Origin of the sequence: Natroniella sp. ANB-PHB2 (assembly GCF_046097105.1) — a bacterium.
GTDB lineage: Bacteria > Bacillota > Halanaerobiia > Halobacteroidales > Halobacteroidaceae > Natroniella.
In genome coordinates this window covers 832080-850231 of record NZ_CP175562.1, presented here as the reverse complement: position 1 = coordinate 850231, position 18152 = coordinate 832080, and the positions used below count along the sequence as shown (strand labels likewise).

Annotated in this window: 14 protein-coding genes; 1 reads left to right on the top strand and 13 read right to left on the bottom strand. The window is 29.2% G+C overall.

Features of this window, described 5'->3' with window-relative positions; translation table 11 throughout:
* Nucleotides 1-115: 115 nt before the first annotated feature.
* From phaC to ACKF5P_RS04325, 4 genes are all read right to left on the bottom strand, one after another.
* Complete coding sequence (gene phaC / locus ACKF5P_RS04340; RefSeq protein ID WP_408956267.1) at nucleotides 116-1195, bottom strand: class III poly(R)-hydroxyalkanoic acid synthase subunit PhaC; 1080 nt, start codon at nucleotides 1193-1195, stop codon at nucleotides 116-118.
* A gap of 156 nt (nucleotides 1196-1351) precedes the next feature.
* Complete coding sequence (locus tag ACKF5P_RS04335) at nucleotides 1352-3091, bottom strand: poly(R)-hydroxyalkanoic acid synthase subunit PhaE (protein ID WP_408956266.1); 1740 nt, start codon at nucleotides 3089-3091, stop codon at nucleotides 1352-1354.
* A 274-nt stretch (nucleotides 3092-3365) separates the two neighbouring features.
* Complete coding sequence (locus tag ACKF5P_RS04330) at nucleotides 3366-4412, bottom strand: poly(R)-hydroxyalkanoic acid synthase subunit PhaE (RefSeq protein WP_408956265.1); 1047 nt, start codon at nucleotides 4410-4412, stop codon at nucleotides 3366-3368.
* A gap of 2159 nt (nucleotides 4413-6571) precedes the next feature.
* A complete protein-coding gene (locus tag ACKF5P_RS04325; RefSeq protein ID WP_408956264.1) occupies nucleotides 6572-8368 on the bottom strand; it encodes an EAL domain-containing protein in 1797 nt (598 codons plus the stop codon).
* Nucleotides 8369-8844: 476 nt separating this feature from the next.
* Between ACKF5P_RS04325 and ACKF5P_RS04320 the strand changes: the two genes are divergently transcribed.
* Complete coding sequence (locus ACKF5P_RS04320; RefSeq protein ID WP_408956263.1) at nucleotides 8845-9288, top strand: hypothetical protein; 444 nt, start codon at nucleotides 8845-8847, stop codon at nucleotides 9286-9288.
* A 138-nt stretch (nucleotides 9289-9426) separates the two neighbouring features.
* Here ACKF5P_RS04320 and ACKF5P_RS04315 read toward each other — a convergent pair whose 3' ends face one another.
* The 9 genes from ACKF5P_RS04315 to ACKF5P_RS04275 all read right to left on the bottom strand — a co-directional run bounded on the left by ACKF5P_RS04315 (nucleotide 9427) and on the right by ACKF5P_RS04275 (nucleotide 18072).
* Nucleotides 9427-9870 carry a hypothetical protein gene (locus ACKF5P_RS04315; RefSeq protein ID WP_408956262.1) on the bottom strand — a complete coding sequence of 148 codons (444 nt, stop codon included), beginning with the start codon at nucleotides 9868-9870 and terminating at the stop codon, nucleotides 9427-9429.
* A gap of 221 nt (nucleotides 9871-10091) precedes the next feature.
* Nucleotides 10092-10844, bottom strand: coding sequence for a patatin-like phospholipase family protein (locus ACKF5P_RS04310; protein ID WP_408956261.1), 753 nt, complete (start codon nucleotides 10842-10844; stop codon nucleotides 10092-10094).
* A gap of 80 nt (nucleotides 10845-10924) precedes the next feature.
* Complete coding sequence (locus tag ACKF5P_RS04305; protein ID WP_408956260.1) at nucleotides 10925-11047, bottom strand: hypothetical protein; 123 nt, start codon at nucleotides 11045-11047, stop codon at nucleotides 10925-10927.
* A gap of 223 nt (nucleotides 11048-11270) precedes the next feature.
* Nucleotides 11271-12092, bottom strand: coding sequence for an HNH endonuclease (locus ACKF5P_RS04300; RefSeq protein ID WP_408956259.1), 822 nt, complete (start codon nucleotides 12090-12092; stop codon nucleotides 11271-11273).
* Nucleotides 12089-12478 (bottom strand): 8-oxo-dGTP diphosphatase MutT, encoded by a 390-nt coding sequence (gene mutT, locus ACKF5P_RS04295; protein WP_408956258.1) that lies wholly within the window; start codon nucleotides 12476-12478, stop codon nucleotides 12089-12091. Before mutT ends, ACKF5P_RS04300 begins: the two co-directional genes overlap by 4 nt.
* A gap of 13 nt (nucleotides 12479-12491) precedes the next feature.
* Nucleotides 12492-14417, bottom strand: a complete 1926-nt coding sequence (locus ACKF5P_RS04290; RefSeq protein WP_408956257.1) for a DNA/RNA helicase domain-containing protein — start codon at nucleotides 14415-14417, stop codon at nucleotides 12492-12494.
* A gap of 206 nt (nucleotides 14418-14623) precedes the next feature.
* Nucleotides 14624-15073, bottom strand: coding sequence for a BON domain-containing protein (locus ACKF5P_RS04285; protein WP_408956256.1), 450 nt, complete (start codon nucleotides 15071-15073; stop codon nucleotides 14624-14626).
* 282 nt (nucleotides 15074-15355) lie between these two features.
* The gene (locus tag ACKF5P_RS04280) at nucleotides 15356-16399 is read right to left on the bottom strand and encodes an HD-GYP domain-containing protein (protein WP_408956255.1); all 1044 of its coding nucleotides are present in this window, start codon (nucleotides 16397-16399) and stop codon (nucleotides 15356-15358) included.
* A gap of 296 nt (nucleotides 16400-16695) precedes the next feature.
* Entirely contained in the window at nucleotides 16696-18072 is a 1377-nt protein-coding gene (locus ACKF5P_RS04275) for a class II fumarate hydratase (RefSeq protein WP_408956254.1), read from the bottom strand.
* Nucleotides 18073-18152: the final 80 nt, after the last annotated feature.

Below are 18152 nucleotides of genomic sequence, written 5' to 3'. Positions count from 1 at the left end.
AATATAAATAATAATTAAGATTAGTTACATAATCTGTTAACCTTTTGCATCTAAGATATTAGTTTGGTTTCAAACGTAAAAAAAGAGTGTTGCCATAAATGACAACACTCTTTTTTTATTCAGAATGCTCCAAAATCCAATCAGTTATCTTAGGAGTAATCTCTTTTTGTGATTTCGAACTTACAAACATCCCAATGTGTCCAACAGGGAAAGAATAAGTTGTTGTATCTTCACTAGCTACTAAATCATTTAACGGCTTACTAGCTGCTGGAGGAACTAAGTGATCATACTCTGCATAAACATTTAATAAAGGCATATCTAGATTATCTAAATTAACTATTTTCCCATTGATTTCTAACTCACCTTTGATCAATTTATTATCTTGATATAAATCTTTAACAAATTGACGCAAAGTCTCTCCTGCCTGATCAGGACTATCATAAATCCACTTTTCCATATGCATAAAATTCTTCATTTTTTCCTTACTATCTATATGTTCCAAAACTCCAACATACTTATCAACTGTTAGCTGAAAAGGCTTAAGCATGTTAAAAGAAACATTCATCATATTCCCTGGTAATATCCCATAAGCATCTACCATTTTATCAATATTTAAGTGCTTACCCCACCTAAATAATAAAGCATCATTAGTACTAAAATCAATAGGTGTAACCATTGTAATTAAATTTTTGATTTTTTCTGGATAGAGAGTCGAATAGATTGTAGAGAAAGTTCCTCCTTGGCAGATACCTAAAAGATTTATTTCATCAATTCCATTCTCTTCTAAAATATAATTTACTGAATTATTAATATATCTATCAATATAATCATCCATAGTTAAATATTTGTCTTCTTGAGTAGGGTAACCCCAATCAATAATATAAACATCTAAACCCATTTCTAACATCTTCTTAACCATACTACGATCTTGTTGAATGTCAACCACATATTGTTTGTTAACTAAAGCATAAACTATTAAAACAGGAGTAGAACAAGGATTTTTAATTACCGGTTTGTAATGATACAATTTCATCTTATCTTCTGTATAAACTAAATCCTTTGGAGTAGCATCTACTTCAGTCTCTTTTACATCAGACATTTCTAACATATATCCCATAGTTCTAACTAACTTCTTTTGCATATCAAAAACTTCCTCTATACTCTTTTCTATATCAAATCCAAAATTTAAATTCATAAATTCAGCCTCCCAATTAACTGTTTTAATTCTACTAGTTGAAAAGACATAGTAATTTAAACCTGTTAAATACAAATTAATTACATAAAACCTTATTGTTTCAAACAGACCTTAGAATAAATAAAGCTATATAAATCATTCTTACTTATTTAAAGTCTATTTATCATTTCCTTCTAATTTCTTTTCTAAATTTTTAATCTGTTTTTTAGACTTTTTAGACTCTTTCTCTAATGATTTAATCTCTTTTTCAAGCTCGTTTACAACATCAGAAGCGTCTTCTTTTAACTTCTCCTCTAAGTCCTTAACCTGCTTTTTAGATTTCTTAGACTCTTTCTTTAATGACTTAATTTCTTTTTCAAGCTCTTTTACAACATCAGAAGCATCCTCTTTTAACTTCTCCTCTAAGTCCTTAACCTGCTTTTTAGACTTCTTAGACTCTTTCTTTAATGACTCAATCTCTTTTTCAAACTCCTTTATAACATCAGAAGCATCCTCTTTTAACTTCTCCTCTAAGTCCTCAACCTGCTTTTTAGACTTCTTAGACTCTTTCTTTAATGATTTAATCTCTTTTTCAAGCTCTTTTACAACATCAGAATCATCTTCTTTTAACTTCTTCTCTAAGTCCTTAACCTGCTTTTTAGACTTCTTAGATTCTTTCTTTAATGACTTAATCTCTTTTTCAAGCTCTTTTACAACATCAGAATCATCTTCCTTTAACTTCTTCTCTAAATCTTTAACCTGCTCCTTAGATTTTTTAGACTCTTTCTTTAATGACTTAATCTCTTTTTCAAGCTCACTTATATTCTTAAAGTCATCCTTCATCTCATTAAACATATTAGCTTTTTTATTTAAATTTTTGACATTATTTTTCAAATTATAAACTGTCTTATATAAGCTATCCATATCAGTCATAGTAGGTAGCGGTAAGCCTTCTAACTGTTTTTCAAGTAGTTTATCATAATTTTGTTTAAAAGATGCAGCAGATTCAGCAACTTGATTTAACAATTTAGAAAATTCTTCTGTATTAAATAAGTCCTTAAAAGCTTTTTCATTCTTCCTCCACCAATAGTGATAAAATTCTTTTAATGTTTTAGGTTGCGAGTCATCTTCTAACATATTCTGGTAATCTATAACTATATCTTCCAATGCATCTGCTCCAGCTTTGTAGATCATACCATAAAATTCATTCAAATTATTTATGTAATTCATAAAAGAATCAATACTATCTACTGCTCTTGTAGAATAATTTCTATTTATTCCCATAATAGGGATATTTGATAACTGACCAAAAGTTTTATCATATTTTTTCTTCCAATACTTTGCATAATCTAAAAAGGTTTCTTTATCTACTAATGGATTTTTAGTAAGTAACTCCTGAAATTCTTCAGGATTATCCAACAGTGGTGAGAAAGATGTCTCAATATTTTCTTTAAAAATATTAATAATCTCTATCGGCTCTGTAAAGAAGCTTTGCATACCTTCAGGTAAAGAAGATAAAATTCGTTCAGAAAAAATGTCTTTATACTCCTTATTCCACTTATTACAAAACTCCCTGATTTCTTCAATGTTACTATCTATATTTATTCCACCTTCTAAGTCTTGCCAAAAACGAGATAAATCAGAATATATATTTGCTCCATTAATTATTTTTTTAAAAGTTTCTTGAGTACTACCCTCTTTAAGTAAGTTTATATTTTTTTCAAATAAATCTGTATTCATTTGAGTCCATTCTTTTAAAAATTTTGTAGACTCACCTATATTATCAACAAAATCCATAGTTTTCTTAAAACCATTCTCTTTTTCAGTCATAAAGTTATTTTGCCACATATCAAACATTTCTTTTTGTGTCTCTAACCACTCTTCCATAAGATTATTTTCTTCTTTATTTGAAAGCATTAAAATTCCCCCCAATTATTTTTTATTTTAAGCTATATTTTTATCAAACTTTGTCATGCTAATATTATAAAAAGATTACTTTTGTCCCTGCTGCTTGGACAAAAGAACACTGCTTTTTATAAAAGGTTCTCAAAGCTAATCACTAATTTTAAATATAATCAATACCTAAAATCATAATAATACACAAAAAACAAATTTGTTTTTTTAATTATACGAAGATTTATAGAAGGGTTATATTTAGCTAAATATAACCCTTCTATTTGATTTTGAACTGTTACTTTCCTTCTATTTCCTCAACCTTTTTGTTTAAGCTATCAATTTGATCCTTCAAACTATCGATAGTGTCATTAAGCTCATCAACATTTGGGAAGAAAGGTGAGACTTCTATCTGTTTCTTAATAAAGTTATTATAATCTTCCTTAAACTTTATTGATGTCTCATTAATTTTATTTTTTATTTCAGAAAATTCCTCGCTATCAAATAACTTTTTGAAAGTTTTTTGGTTCTTTTCTAACCAATAATCATAAAAACCTTTGAATGTTTCAAATTGAAGATCATCTTCTAACATAGCTTGATAATCCTCAACTATCTCTTCCATAACATCTGCAGCAGTTTCGTAAGTAGTAGCCATCAATTCATTATAATTATTAACATAATCTATAAAGGTATCAGTATTGTCAACCAACCTTTCAGAGTAACTCTCACTCATACCCATGAAAGGAGTTTGAAATAATTCACCAAAAGTTTCATCATAAGTCTCTTTCCATTGCTCTGTATATTCCATTATAGTTTCTCTATCAAAGAACGGATTATCTTTAAATGTTTCCTGAAACTCTTCATAACTTTCATTTAAAGGTGCATGTAACTTCTTAATAAAATTAATATAACTATTATTGCTAGCTCCAGAGTCATCAAATAATTCTTGTATAAACTTTGGAAGTGGATATAAGAATTGTTCAGAAAAGATTTCCATATACTTATCAAACCATTCATTATTAAATTCTTTAATCTGCTTTATAGTACTTTCTGCATTGATTTTTTCATTTAAATCTTTCCAAAATCTGTATAGATCACTATAAACATTAATTCCGTTAGTTACTGCCTCAAAAACTTCTTTAGACCCATTTCCTCCCCATAATTTCATCTGATTGCCAAAAATATCTTTGTTAAAATCAGGCCATTCTTTTAAAAAATTAACAGGATTATTAATACTACTACCTTTAGTTTCAAACTTAAAAGCATCTTGCCACATATTCATTGTCTCCTTTTGAGTATCTGCCCATTGTTCCATAAGATCACTTTGTAATTTTTGTGAAAACATTCAAACTCCCCCTCTTATAATATAAATATTAATCTTGCTCTTTTTGAGATAATAAAAGAGCATGATTTTCTAACAAAGAATTATTCAATATTGCTTAACACTTATTCCATAAAACTATCGATAGATTATTTTATCTTTAATATCTATCTTTTTAACATTTTAAACTTCCCTGCTTCCAAACTATATAATACTTTACTAAATCTTGACTAAATCATCAATATCATTTGGGCCTACATCCTAAAAGTTTACAACATTTACATAATAAGTTATTGTTTTTCTAGTACAGATATAAGTAATACCAAACATTAATACTAATCAAATATATAGACCCTACCTCCTCTTTTTATCTATATATATCTGAACCATATCCCTTCTCAATAATTGATTTGGTTCAGTTAAATCATAGTTATCTTTTAAGCACTCTTTACTCATTATATTTTAGCTATCTAAAAATATAACCATATTATCAATTTTTTTCATAAATAGTAATTAATAATTTAGATGGGATTAAATAAATTATAAAATTGATCTGTTTAATTATAAACTACTTAATAAATTTATTAATAAAGTTAATTATATGTTACATTAACAAACTTATTATTAATATCCAATATAAATTAAAAATTGTAAAATAAATCAATTTTGTATTGATATTATACTTGCTTAATTAAAAAAAATCAAGTGTATATTGTTAATTAATAATAAAATTTTAATTTATTACAAATTAAATTATTAATTAATTGTAATTTTTTAATATCTAAACTTCATAAGCTTTTAATAATTTTGTTAAGTTGTGTTATATAACTTAAGACTAATCTTACTTTTAAACAAATTTTCTATATAGATGATTAATTATAAAAGTAAATCAATTAACATTTTATTGTAAACATATTCATTTATTATTCTTATAGTCTTATCAATATTAAAATTAATATAATGTTCTTTTACCATTTTTTGTATTTGATATATTTTAATCTATCTTTTCTAACAAAAACTCTTGACCATCTTATGTAAATAACCTGTCTAGTCACCTGGTAGATATAGTTTTAAACTTTATTTTAGTTGAACAACCTTCCTAAAGTATCATTTAAAAATATATATTATTGTATATTTTTTCTACATCATTTATATTATATCATATAATGTTAAAAATGCAAATATTTTACTGTAATAATTATACAAATGCTTTTTATTTAATTTCTGATATACTATTTAAAACTAACTTCCTTCTTACTAAACCTCTTTTAAGGCTATTTTTTCTTCAGTAACAAATTAGATTGTTATATACATTCCTTATTTTTCAGTTGTTTTAATATATTTTTAATAAATGAGTGAAAATTATGAAGGTAAAGGATTTTAAACAAGTTTTATGAATATGGTAGAAACAGTAACTTAAAATAGTTTTTAATCTACTAAAAAGATTTGATAATTAATAAAATAAATGCTAAACCTGTTTGAAATAATGATAAGCACTAGTTTTATTGAAGATTTATAAACTAAATCAATCTGATAAAATTAATAATATATGGAATAATTAATTTAGATAATCTAAAAGGTAGGATGCTTCTAGTTTTTATATTAACTAAAAACAAAATTAAGATATAGGCTTGTTTTAACTAGTTTGCAGCAGGTGCTGCTTATAATGAACTGATTTTTTATAATCTTTCTTGTTTCTAGGTTGTTAGTATTATATCATATAATTCTAAAAATGCAAACATTTACCTAGAATAATTATTCAAGTATTTTTATATCACTTTTACTTAATTTCTGCTACATTCTTTAAAGCTAGCTTAGTTCGGATAAACCTTATCAAAAACAATATCTAGCTGAATAATAATTTAGGTGATTTAAAAGGTAGGATGTTTCTAGTTTTTATGTCAACTAAAAACGAAATTAAGATATAGGTTTGTTTTAACTAGTTTGCAGCAGGTGCTGCTTATAATGAACTGGTTTACGATGTTAATTAAAGAACCCTTATATAAGTTCTCCATTTTTTACCTTTCTATTCTGAATATTTCTCTTTCTTATATTTTTTATTATATTTACTTTAATACATATCCAACACCTCTATAATATGATAATTTAACATTATGTATGAGGTGTTGGACTCTATCGCTTTTTTGATTTATTATAGGACTTGAAAAATAGAATAATATAAATTATTTAATTTTGGCATTTAAGTTGTTAAAGCTTTGATTTTTTTGTAATAGCTTTTCAAATTCGGTGGCAGGTACAGGTTTACTAAATAGATACCCCTGTGCTTCATCACAATTATATTGTTTAGCTAAATTAAACTGCTTTATTGTTTCAATTCCTTCAGCTACTGTTTTAATCTTCAATTTATTAGCCATAGCTATAATTGCAGAAATAATAGCACTCTTTTCTTCTTTAGAGATATCTTTAATAAAAGAACGATCTATTTTGAGTATATCAATTGGAAATCTGGTTAAGTAGCTTAAGGAAGAATAGCCAGTACCAAAATCATCAAGTAAGACCGTAATTCCCATTTTTTTAAACTTTTCTAACATAGAGCTAGTTAAAGAAATATTCTGTATAGCTATGCTTTCTGTAATTTCAATTCCTAATAAGTCAGGTTGTAAATCTGTTGTGGTAAGTATTTCTTTTATTGTCCTTTCTAAATCAGCATTGTGTAGCTGTTGAGCTGATAGATTAACTGAAATTTTAATAGGATCATACCCAGATTCAATCCATTTTTTAAGTTGTTGACAAGCATTTTTTAGAACATAAGCACCTAGTGGTACAATTAACCCTGTTTCTTCTGCTAAAGGGATAAATTTACCTGGTGAAATTAAACCGCGCTGAGGATGGCTCCAGCGAACTAGTGCTTCTGCTTTAGTAATTCTTCCTGTCTTAAAATCTACAATTGGCTGGTAATATACTTTTAATTGATTCTTTTGAATTGCTTTTCTTAAGTCTTTTTCAATAAATAACTTTTCATTAACTTTATTATTCATATCAATACTATATAATTCAAACCTACTCCCTCTAATCTCTTTAGAACGATAAACTGCTATACCAGCATTTTTTAATAGCTCTTCTACCGTTTTACCATCAGAAGGATAAAAAGCAATACCTATACTAGCTGTTAAAAAGATATCATTTCCATTAATTTTAAAGGAATCTTTAAAGATCTCCAGAATCTTATTAGCAAGTAGATTAATTTCTACTTTTGGTCGTTTAATTTTAGTTATCAAGCTTATAAATTCATTACTACCTATTCTAGCTGTTATATCCCCTTCTTTTAAAACTGTTTGGAGATGTTTACTAATCTTTTTTAAAATTTGATCTCCAATATGATGGCCGTGGATACTATTAATAAGTTTGAAGCGATCAATATTTAAAAACATTACAGCAAATTTATAATTATGATTATTTGAGTATTCAACTTCTTTTTTTAAGCGATGATTAAAATATCTACGGTTAGGTAGACCTGTTAAATCATCATGATATCCTTGATATTCTAAAGTCTTCTTGTAATTATGCAATTCTGTTATATCAGTACCTATCGCCAAGAAAGAATGATCCTTTTGACCAAGGTTCTCAATTTTAGAAAAACTCCAAGAAATCAAATATTCTTTATTAGTATCGTTATTTCTTGAGGAAATAATCTGAGTTGTAATTGATGATTGTTGAGATTTATTTTGTTTTAAAATATCAGGAAATTTATTTTTTAGTTTTTCTTTGGCAACATTATCTTCAAGTATTTCAAAGAAGTTTTTACCAATTAAATCTTTGTGGCCTGTTACTAATTTTAAGTATTTATTAAAAGAAGTGATATTATAATCTTCATCAAAAGTAAGGATTAATGAATTAATGTTATCAGTAATTTCATCTTTGAATTTTTCTTCTAAGATTAATTTTTGTTTGCATTTATTATATCTTAATAATAAGATAATTAAAATAATGATGAAAATTATTATTTTAATTATTAGCAATTGACTCCCCCCCTTTTATTAAAAACGTCATAACTGTAATTATTTTCAAAAATAATTAAATATTATAACTATAGTTATGTAATCAATTCTATATTAATATTAATTTTCCTCTAATAAATCAATAATAATTAATTAGATACGTTATTTAGTTAAAAAAACTTGATGCTTATTATAAGAAACCGAAATAAAATATGAAGACCTGATTAATGTTACAAGTAAAAATATGTAAACTCCATTATCGCTAGATTATTAAAAATATAAATCTACTAACCCAATAAAGGTAAGTTAGCATCTAGAATTATATTCTTATTGAGATTTTAAAAGCAAACTAGGGAATACTTTATATTTATAACAAACTTAAGTATGTAAGTTCTTCTTAATTAGTTTTAGAGTTAATTAATGAATAAGTTTATACTATTTGGAAAAAGTATTATTAATAAGTAATCAGTATTAGTCATCATAAGGAGGAAAGTGTAATGAAAGACAAAGTGGTAATAGGAAGTCTAGCAGGAGCTCTAGGTTCTTTTATGACAGGAATAATCACTATTCTCTTAGATTATTTAGCTTTAGCCACTATTGAAGTGTTATTTCTAAATAGTATACTGTTTTTAGCTGAAGATGTTGCTCATACTACAGCAGGAATAATTTTTGGGCTTTCAATTCATTTAGTTTTTGGAAGTATTGTTGGGTTATTATACACCAATCTATTACCATATACAGGAAAAGACTATTTGTTTTATAAAGGTTTTCTATTAGGAGCTATCTCTTGGTTAGTTATTGGTGGAATAATTGGTAACATATTAGGTCTGCCTATAAAAGACACCTTGATAGATACTACTATCCATATGGGGCTAAACATTTTATTTGGATTAGCTGTAGTTTATACTGCAAGTTATTTAAGCAAAATCAACTTAAACTAAATATTAAAAATAGTTTTATTAACTTAAACAACAGGTAGGTATCCAGCTGACAACAGTTTTTACACTCAAAAAGAAAAACCCTCATCTATTAAGATAAGGATCTGCTGAAAGGTATTAATTAAAACAGTGAATTATTATTTATGTTTTAAGCCTGTCATCTAGCCAGTTAAGAATTAGACCAATAGTTATACCCCAAAGTGAAGACCCAATAGCATGTGTAATAGCTGTCTTAATAGGTATCTCTTTAATCCCAGGTAGACGAAAAAGAAATGTAAGAAAATAGGCTGAAAACCAGATAGTAATCCCAAATAGCCAAGATTTTAATAAATAATTTTCACTTGAGAAGAGTGTAATTAAAAAGGCAAAAAGAACCCCCATTAATCCCACTAAAATAAATTGTGATATTACAGCAAAGACCATTGGCAGAACACCTTCAGGTTTATTGCCAAGCAAAAAAAGCCCCATAAAATCTGACCATACCAAGGTACTCAGGTTTAACATTTGAGCACCAAAGTTTATGATGAAAGGAGCTATTCCAGCAATAATTCCAGCAATAAAACCTCTTGTAAATCTATCCTTCATTGATTATCCTCCTATATTAATATACTTTATTATTAAATTACACAAATCAAAAAAATATATACAGTTTAAGTTTATATTTATTTATAGAAGGCTTAATAATATAGTAATCATTTCTTATAATTTCAATTTTAATATTGAGTTTTGCTCTAATTAAAAAATATATATTATCTTCTATAATATAAAGCACTAATCTCTTATACACTTAACTACAGATCACCTTTCTAAAGTTTAATTCTAATGTTATTAACATAATTATAGCCAATCTCAAAGAGTTCATCTGCATGCTTGGTATCCAAAATATGATAATCCTCTAAACCTTCAGGCTCTATAAAAAGATCACACTCTTCTTTTAACTGGTCATTATCAGCATTTACACTCAACTGAAAGGTTCTAACTGCGATATCTACTAAATTATCTACTTTTTCAGATCTTTGTAATGGCATAATATTAATTGCAACAATCTTATCACATTTACCTATCAATGGTTTAACAGGGAGATTATCTATTAACGCTCCATCAACATAGATCTTATCTCTTATCTCAACTGGAGAAAATAATACTGGTATGGAAGATGAAGCTTGAACAGATGGAATCAATGCCCCCTCATTTAAATACTCAACCTCTCCAACCTTCAAGTTAGTTACTCCAACATACAATGGATACTTCAAATCACTAAACTTACGTTCAATTAAATTTTCTTTTAATTTCTCTTTTAAATTATTCAAGCTCAAAAGACCTTTAACAGGTAAATTAGCTTTAGCATAATCAGTAAACTTATTCTCTTTCATTAATTCCATTATTTGCTCTGGGCCCTTCCCAGAAGCCAAAAATACTCCAACAATTGATCCAGCACTAACACCTGAGATCAGATCAAAATTTATCCCCTTTTCTTCTAAAGCTTTTAAAACTCCTAAATGAGCAAAACCTCTTGCTCCGCCACCGCCTAAAACTAAACCGATCTTTTTCTCTTTCATAGTTTATAACCTCTTTCTTTAAACTATAATTTCAACTTTGAAAATAGATAAAAGGTAACCTTAAATATACCAACTCTATTCTATTGCGAATTAGACAACAAACCATCCCGTTTTATCAACTCAACAACTTTCTTATCCAAGTTCCGACTAACAGCCTGTACACTTTCATCTAATAAACCTTTACCTTGAGCCTCTTTAGTCATCCTGCTCCGAAAAAATTAATTTTTTTAAAATCATTAGTCATAATTACCACCTCCTTTAATAACAACTTTATACTATATATCTTATATCAATTAAAATTCAAAACCCTTTTTCTCAATTCCTTTTTAAGGAAAGCAATTCTGAAACTTCCTGCAAAGAAAAACTCTTATCTGTTAAGATAGAGTCTGCTGTTAATTAAAATTTAATATTGTGAGTCTAGCACTATTAAAAATTATCACCTTGAACCTTAAGTTTAAGCTTCTTTATATCATCTTTAGAATTAATTACATGCATCTTTCTATGACAATTTGGACAAAGCGCTACTGTATTTTTAATAGAATCTTCTCCACCCTTTGACAACCACTCTATATGATGGGTTTCCAAATATGGATCACCGCCTTTATTTTTAAAAGGAGCTTTCTTTTCACATAGTTGGCAATACCCCTTAGCTCGGCGTTTGGCATACTCAGACACATAAGGATCCCTTACATAATTACTACTAGTAACCTCTCTAGTTCCAGGCTGTTTATTAGTATTAATAGCCCGCTTTTTCAAAATTTCATCTTCAGTTTTTTTTGCCTTTTTCTTTCTTTTCTTCTCAGTCTTATTAAACCTTGCTTCAGATAAGGGTTTAGGTCCATTACTAATCAACTGCAAAGGGAACATCCATACCTTACGTAATTCATTGTTTTCATCTAGCTGCACTTCTTGATAAGACCTTTTAGCTAATTTAACTTGTCCTAGAAATTCATAATCATTGGGCTTTATCTTTTCAAATAAGTAGCCACTGATACCACTATTGTTTATATTAGCTAACCTTTTATTTGCTCCCTCAAGCTTCTGATCTCCTACTCTTCCTGTTCCAGTGTAATGCAAAATATTACCTTCCCAGTAATCTTGATAGAATGGATCTGATTGATCAGAGATTATAACAATACTTTTACTCTTTGAAGAATATCTTATTCCCCCTGAAACTCCACATTGAAAAGTTGTACGTAATTCTTCATGTGTTAGCCGCTCTCCAACTTCAAGCTTATCTATTTTCAATTTAACTCCTCCTTTATTTGATCAACAATCTCTACATCAGCAGGTACAAATTGATAGTTATTTAACTCTGCTAAATCAACCCAGCTAGCAGCATTATGCTCCTTAACCTCTATCTCTCCTGAGCTTAATTCAGCTAAGTAAGCAAAGATTCTAACCTTACCAAAATTATATTGATAAATACTTTCTGTAATAAATCTAGTAATCTTAATTTCTACTCCCAATTCTTCTTTAATTTCACGGATTAGACTCTCTTTGGGGCTTTCACCCTCTTCAATCTTTCCTCCAGGAAATTCCCACATTCCGGCCAGTTCTTGAGGTTTATTTCGCTGGGCGATAAAGACTTGTCTAGCTTCATTAACCATAACTGCAGCTGCTACATCAATCATATTATCCTCCTTGTCATTTTATCTCTCTAATTCCCGACTTGACTAAGAAGTCATAAGTGTTATCTAATTGCTTAAATTTAGGTAGATAGATAACCATCCCCTTCCTAGCTCTTGAAAGTAAGACTCGGTAAATATTCTTCATTATCTCTGGAAAATCATTATATTTATTTCCATGATATTTAACTGCTTGTGAATCTATCTTCCATTGACTACCGTCATAATAATAATCTCCTCCAAAACAAACAATCGGATAATCTAACTCTAAGCCTTGACAGGCAAACTCTGAAGCACCTTTTTGAAACTTCTTACTCTCTTCTCTAAACCAGTTACCAACTTCTTCAGACTGCATATAACTTCCTTGATATCTACCATTATTGATATACTTTCTTATATTTTTATCCCAGACCTTAGAAGAAATTAATAATCCATAACTTATCCCTTGATCACCTACTTCCTTCTGCTTAATAAATTCTTTACCTTCTGTAAAGCTTCGAGTTATCCTCAGAATAAATCCTTTTTGATGCATTTCGGCTAAATGCTCTCTTGCACTAATTAAATCACCTTTAAGTAAGGACTCTATCCATAAATTCGTATCTATAAAATGGCTTCTAATAGAGTAATCAAGGTTCAATCGCTGATCCACCTTGACAGTCTCTGCATTATTAAATAACTCTTCATATTTAGGAGGAGTATAGAGGTGCCACTGATTGATCCCCTTTTTATTTAATGATCTCTGCCATAATTTAATCTCTTCTTCTTCACCGGTATGTATAGCTTGGCCTTCACCTATAAAGCAGATTATCGTTGCACTACCTTTAGTTCTATAAATTTTATTACCTGCCTTTAATAAAAAATCAGCTTCTGAATAATTACTTCCCATCTTCTTTTCATCCCAGGCCCGTTGTGCTTCATCAAAAATCACTACATTCTCCAGTGGTGGCTTAGAATTATTCATATGCTCCCGCTTATAACTATACATACTTCTCACATAGGCCTTACCATTCTCTCCTAACTCCTTTATTTCATTATCCAATATATTCTGTAATACACTGATTAATGGTCCATTACCCGATAAGTAGATAGCAGCTAATGGCTTTTTATCTTTACTATATTTATATCTATTATAATCATAAAGAACCTTTAAAGCAGCCAAAGTCTTTCCAGAACCAGGTACTCCAGTGACAAACACTAGATTCTTTTGCTTGTTTTTTATCTCATTTAGATGAATAATCTCTTTTAAATAATCTACAGCCTCTGCGATTTGACCCTCTTCAATATTTTTAATTTCAGGCAACTCTTTTTTTTCAAAAAGCTCCAATGTCGCCTCTACAATATTAGGTAAAGGTTGATACTCAGAATTTAACCACTTGACTACATTCTCTTCCCAAGCAGGATTTAAGTTCAATTTGCTTATTTCTGTAACAAAATTATTAGCAGTCAATATTTTAATTCCATCTTGACTGGCATAATTCTTCACACCTTTAGTCAATACCAAATACGATATTATCTCTAGATTCTGCTTATTAGTTTGGTGATGATAATTTTTAATATCTCTTTGGTAACCTATCAACTGTTCTAAATCATTATAATTATAACTTTCTTTTCTTTTAAACTCTAAGATAACTACCTTCCTTTTTGAAAATAATAATACATCCGGCCTTCTTCCTCCTTCCATTGGTAGAGAATATTCAAAGGCCAAAGATAATTGACTATAATCTTCATCTATTTCTATCAATCTTTTAAGCTGTTTTTTTAAAAATTGATAACAATTTTGCCAAGCAATCATCTGTTCATCATTAACTTTGAACCCAAGATGCTCACTAACAAAGCACTTTAATTCATTTTGAAACTTATCAAGACCTTTAGTTAAAAAGTCTTCTATCTTTCCATAACCTCCACAATTTCTAAGTTGCTCATCTCGATACCATTTAAACTCCATTGCTGATTCTCCTTTAACCTTAATTATTAATCTTGTTCGAAAGTCAATCTTCTTTATACAAACTTAGTCAAGAAGTAAGATTGTCCTGCTTAGATAATTGTCTTTACCCCTAAACTACATAATAACCCCTGAAGTTCCAAGCAGCTACTGGAATCTCAGGAGTTTTCTTATTTATAATAATTGTTTTTTATTTTTTTAGCTTATTATTACTCTTCTTCATTATCATTTCTTACTTGAGCATGAAAAGGATCTCCAGTTTCATCAGCTTCATTATCCACTTTAATATGATTAACTACACCAGTTACACCACGAGCTTTAGCAGCAACTTTATCTGCTTTCTGTCTTAACTCTTCACTTTCAACAGTGCCTAATAAATGTACTACCCCTTTTTTACTCTCAGCTGTTATCTTATCTTCTAACTCAGTCTGAATTTCAATCTCTTCAGCCACTTCCATATCAACATCATCATCAGTAATTGCACCATCTGTACTAATACTAACTTCCATCTCTACCTTCTTATCATCTACTACACTATTTATCACCTTTTCAGCATGTCTTTTCTCACTTAAGGTATCTACTATCCCAGTTACAATTACAACATCATTATTAGCATCTACCTTCAAACCATAAGATCTTAAATTCTTATCGCCATCCATAACTTCTTGTAAATTTAAATTGTTTTTTTCAATAATTTTCGCCTCCTAATACTATACTGTTTATAGTTTTAGAAAGACTTCATAATCTTATACCTGCTTTCTCTTACAATAAATTTTCTGCAACAAAGATAAAATAGCTCTAAACTCTTTCCACGGGCCAACATCATTAGTATGCCAGGCTTTAATCTAAAAATAAGTTTATTGCTTTAATTGATCGTAATTCAATCTGTAATTTAATTCTATTTTAACTATCATACTTAATCTGAGCTGTTTTAGCGATTTTCAGACTATTTCTAGGCTGTTTTCTAGACTCAAATCAACTTCTTTGAAATTATTTAATTCTTTGCCATCTTCACCTTTGAAAATTCTAACCTTTGGTCGATAAGCATCTTTAGTCTGTTCAACAATAATTGCTTGGCTACCATCATTAAGTTTGACAATTTCACCATTAGGATAAACAGAAATGAATGATAAAAATTTCTCTACTATTTTTTCATCAAATTCTTTGCCTGCTTCTTCTTTAATTAAATCAACAGCCTTTTTAACACTCCATGCTTTTCGATAGTACCGATCAGAAGTTAAAGCATCAAATACTTCAGCTATAGCTACTACACGTCCAAACTCATGAATCTCTTTACCTTTCAACCCTTCAGGATAACCACTACCATCCACTTTTTCATGATGATGTAAGATAGGTATTCTTGCTACTGGACTAATATCAAATCTTCCTTCGAACTGCTTATATCCTTCACCAGGATGTGTTTTAATAATTTTATACTCTTCATCAGTTAATGAACTAGGTTTTTTTAAAATTTCTTCAGGTATTACTAACTTCCCAACATCATGTAATATAGCTCCTAAACCAAGTTTAATTAAACGTTTTTTCTTGTAATTTAATTCCTTTCCAATCATAATTGAAATTACAGCTACATTAACAGAATGTTGAAAGATATATTCATCAACCACTTTTAATGAAAATAAATTAACTAAAGCATTATTATTAGTTAATACTCGATCAATAATACTACCAATTCCTGCCTTTAGCTTAGCCATATCTACTACTTTATCTTGAGTTATATTTTCAATAACTTCTTTAATATCTTCTTTACATTTATTTTGTAATTCCTCTGATATTACTTTATTCTCTTCTATATCTTTAGAGATTTCATCTTCAATATAGACTTGCATAATTCCATACTCTTCTAGTCGTTCTTTATATTTATCTATCCTTTGACATCCTTCTCTTAAAAGAACTTGGCCCTTGTGCATAATTGGTTTAGCCAAAACCATATTTTTTGTTAATTTTTCTATTCTAACTTTTCTCATTCTTTGCATCCCCTTTTAAGCACATAACCTTACTACCATATAATAAATTATAAATTTACGTCATTGCAGTTCGTTCATTATCTTATGAATTATGTACTAACAAAATTATTTTTAATACTACTTTAAAAATTCTAGTTATAGCCTGACTTAACAGAATTAGTATTCATTATTATTATTCTATTTGAAACAATATTATCCTTTTAATTTTTTGAAACAAAAAAACTCTCATCCGCTAAGATAAGAGTCTACTGGCTGAAGCTATTTTAGATTTAATTCTATTTCTGGCAGATAAAAGTTTATACCATCCCTTTAGGATCGATGGCTTGTAATATTTCATCTGTAAGCATTCCTTTTTCTTCTAAAACCTCTTTTAATGTCTTATCTTGCTCATCAGCTGTCAATCCAATCTGTGACGCCATGTCATAACCTAATTTAGGGCTTAACCCTGTAACTAAAGATAAACTCTCATTCAGCCATTGGTTACAAATCTTCTCATCTGCTTGAATACCTGTGATACATTTTTTAACAAGAGTATTAATTGCGTTACCCATTAATTCAATCGAATGAAGGAATGTATGTGCAATGACAGGCATCATCACATTAATTTCTAATTGACTAGCCCTAGCAGCAGTTGAGATAGCTGTTTCGTATCCTATTACTTGACAACAAACCATATGGGTCATTTCTAAAATAGCGGGATTTACTTTACCAGGCATAACCGTTGAACCAGGTTGAACAGGTGGTAATGTGATTTCGGCTAGTCCTGTCCTTGGCCCTGAACTTAATAATCGTAAGTCACTAGTTATTTTTATCAGATGAACTGCTAGCTCTTTTAATATTAGCATGCAGTGTAATGGTTCACTCATATTTTGCATAAAAGCAAATATGTCTTTTGGCTCTCTAAAGGTTAATTTCGTCCGCTTATTCACTTCCTGAATTACTTTTGGCACATACCCTGGTTGTAAATTAATATCCGTTCCTACAGCATTCCCGCCTAAACCAATCTCGTATAATCCTTTAAGACCTTCTTCAATTTGTTGCTTCATATTTTGGATGGTTTGTGCATAACCTGAAAATTCTTGGCCTAACCTGATAGGAACACCGTCATGTAAATGTGTACGACCAGCTTTTAATACTGGCATGAATTGTTCAGATTTCTTTTGAAGTTCTTGTTGTAAGTTGGTGAGAGCTGGAATTAGTTTTTGTTGTATTGATTCAACAGCAGCAATATTCAATGCAGAAGGAAATGTGTCATTAGTAGACTGTGACATATTAACATGGTCATTAGGGTGAACTTGTTCTGCACCGACCATGATTTCAGTCGCACGTCTAGCAATGACTTCGTTTGCATTCATGTTTTGTGATGTCCCTGCACCTGCTTGATAGACATCTACAAGGAATTGTTCATCCCATTTACCATCAATCACTTCTTGTGATGCCTGTATAATGGCTTGACCGATATCAGGTGAAAGTAAGCCTAATTCTACGTTCACAGATGCACTAGCAGCTTTAATAATCCCCTGTGCCCTTATAAAAGCACGAGGTAATCGAATACCACTAATTGGAAAATTATTGATTGCACGTTGTGTTTGTGCACCATAGTAGGCTGTTTTAGGAATCATAATATTGCCTAATGTATCATTTTCCATTCGATACTGTTTGTTTTCATCCATTTTTTACCTCCTCTGTCCAATTTATAATGAAGTTTGTTATTATCATACCCTGCCTCTCTATATATTAAAACATGGATTAT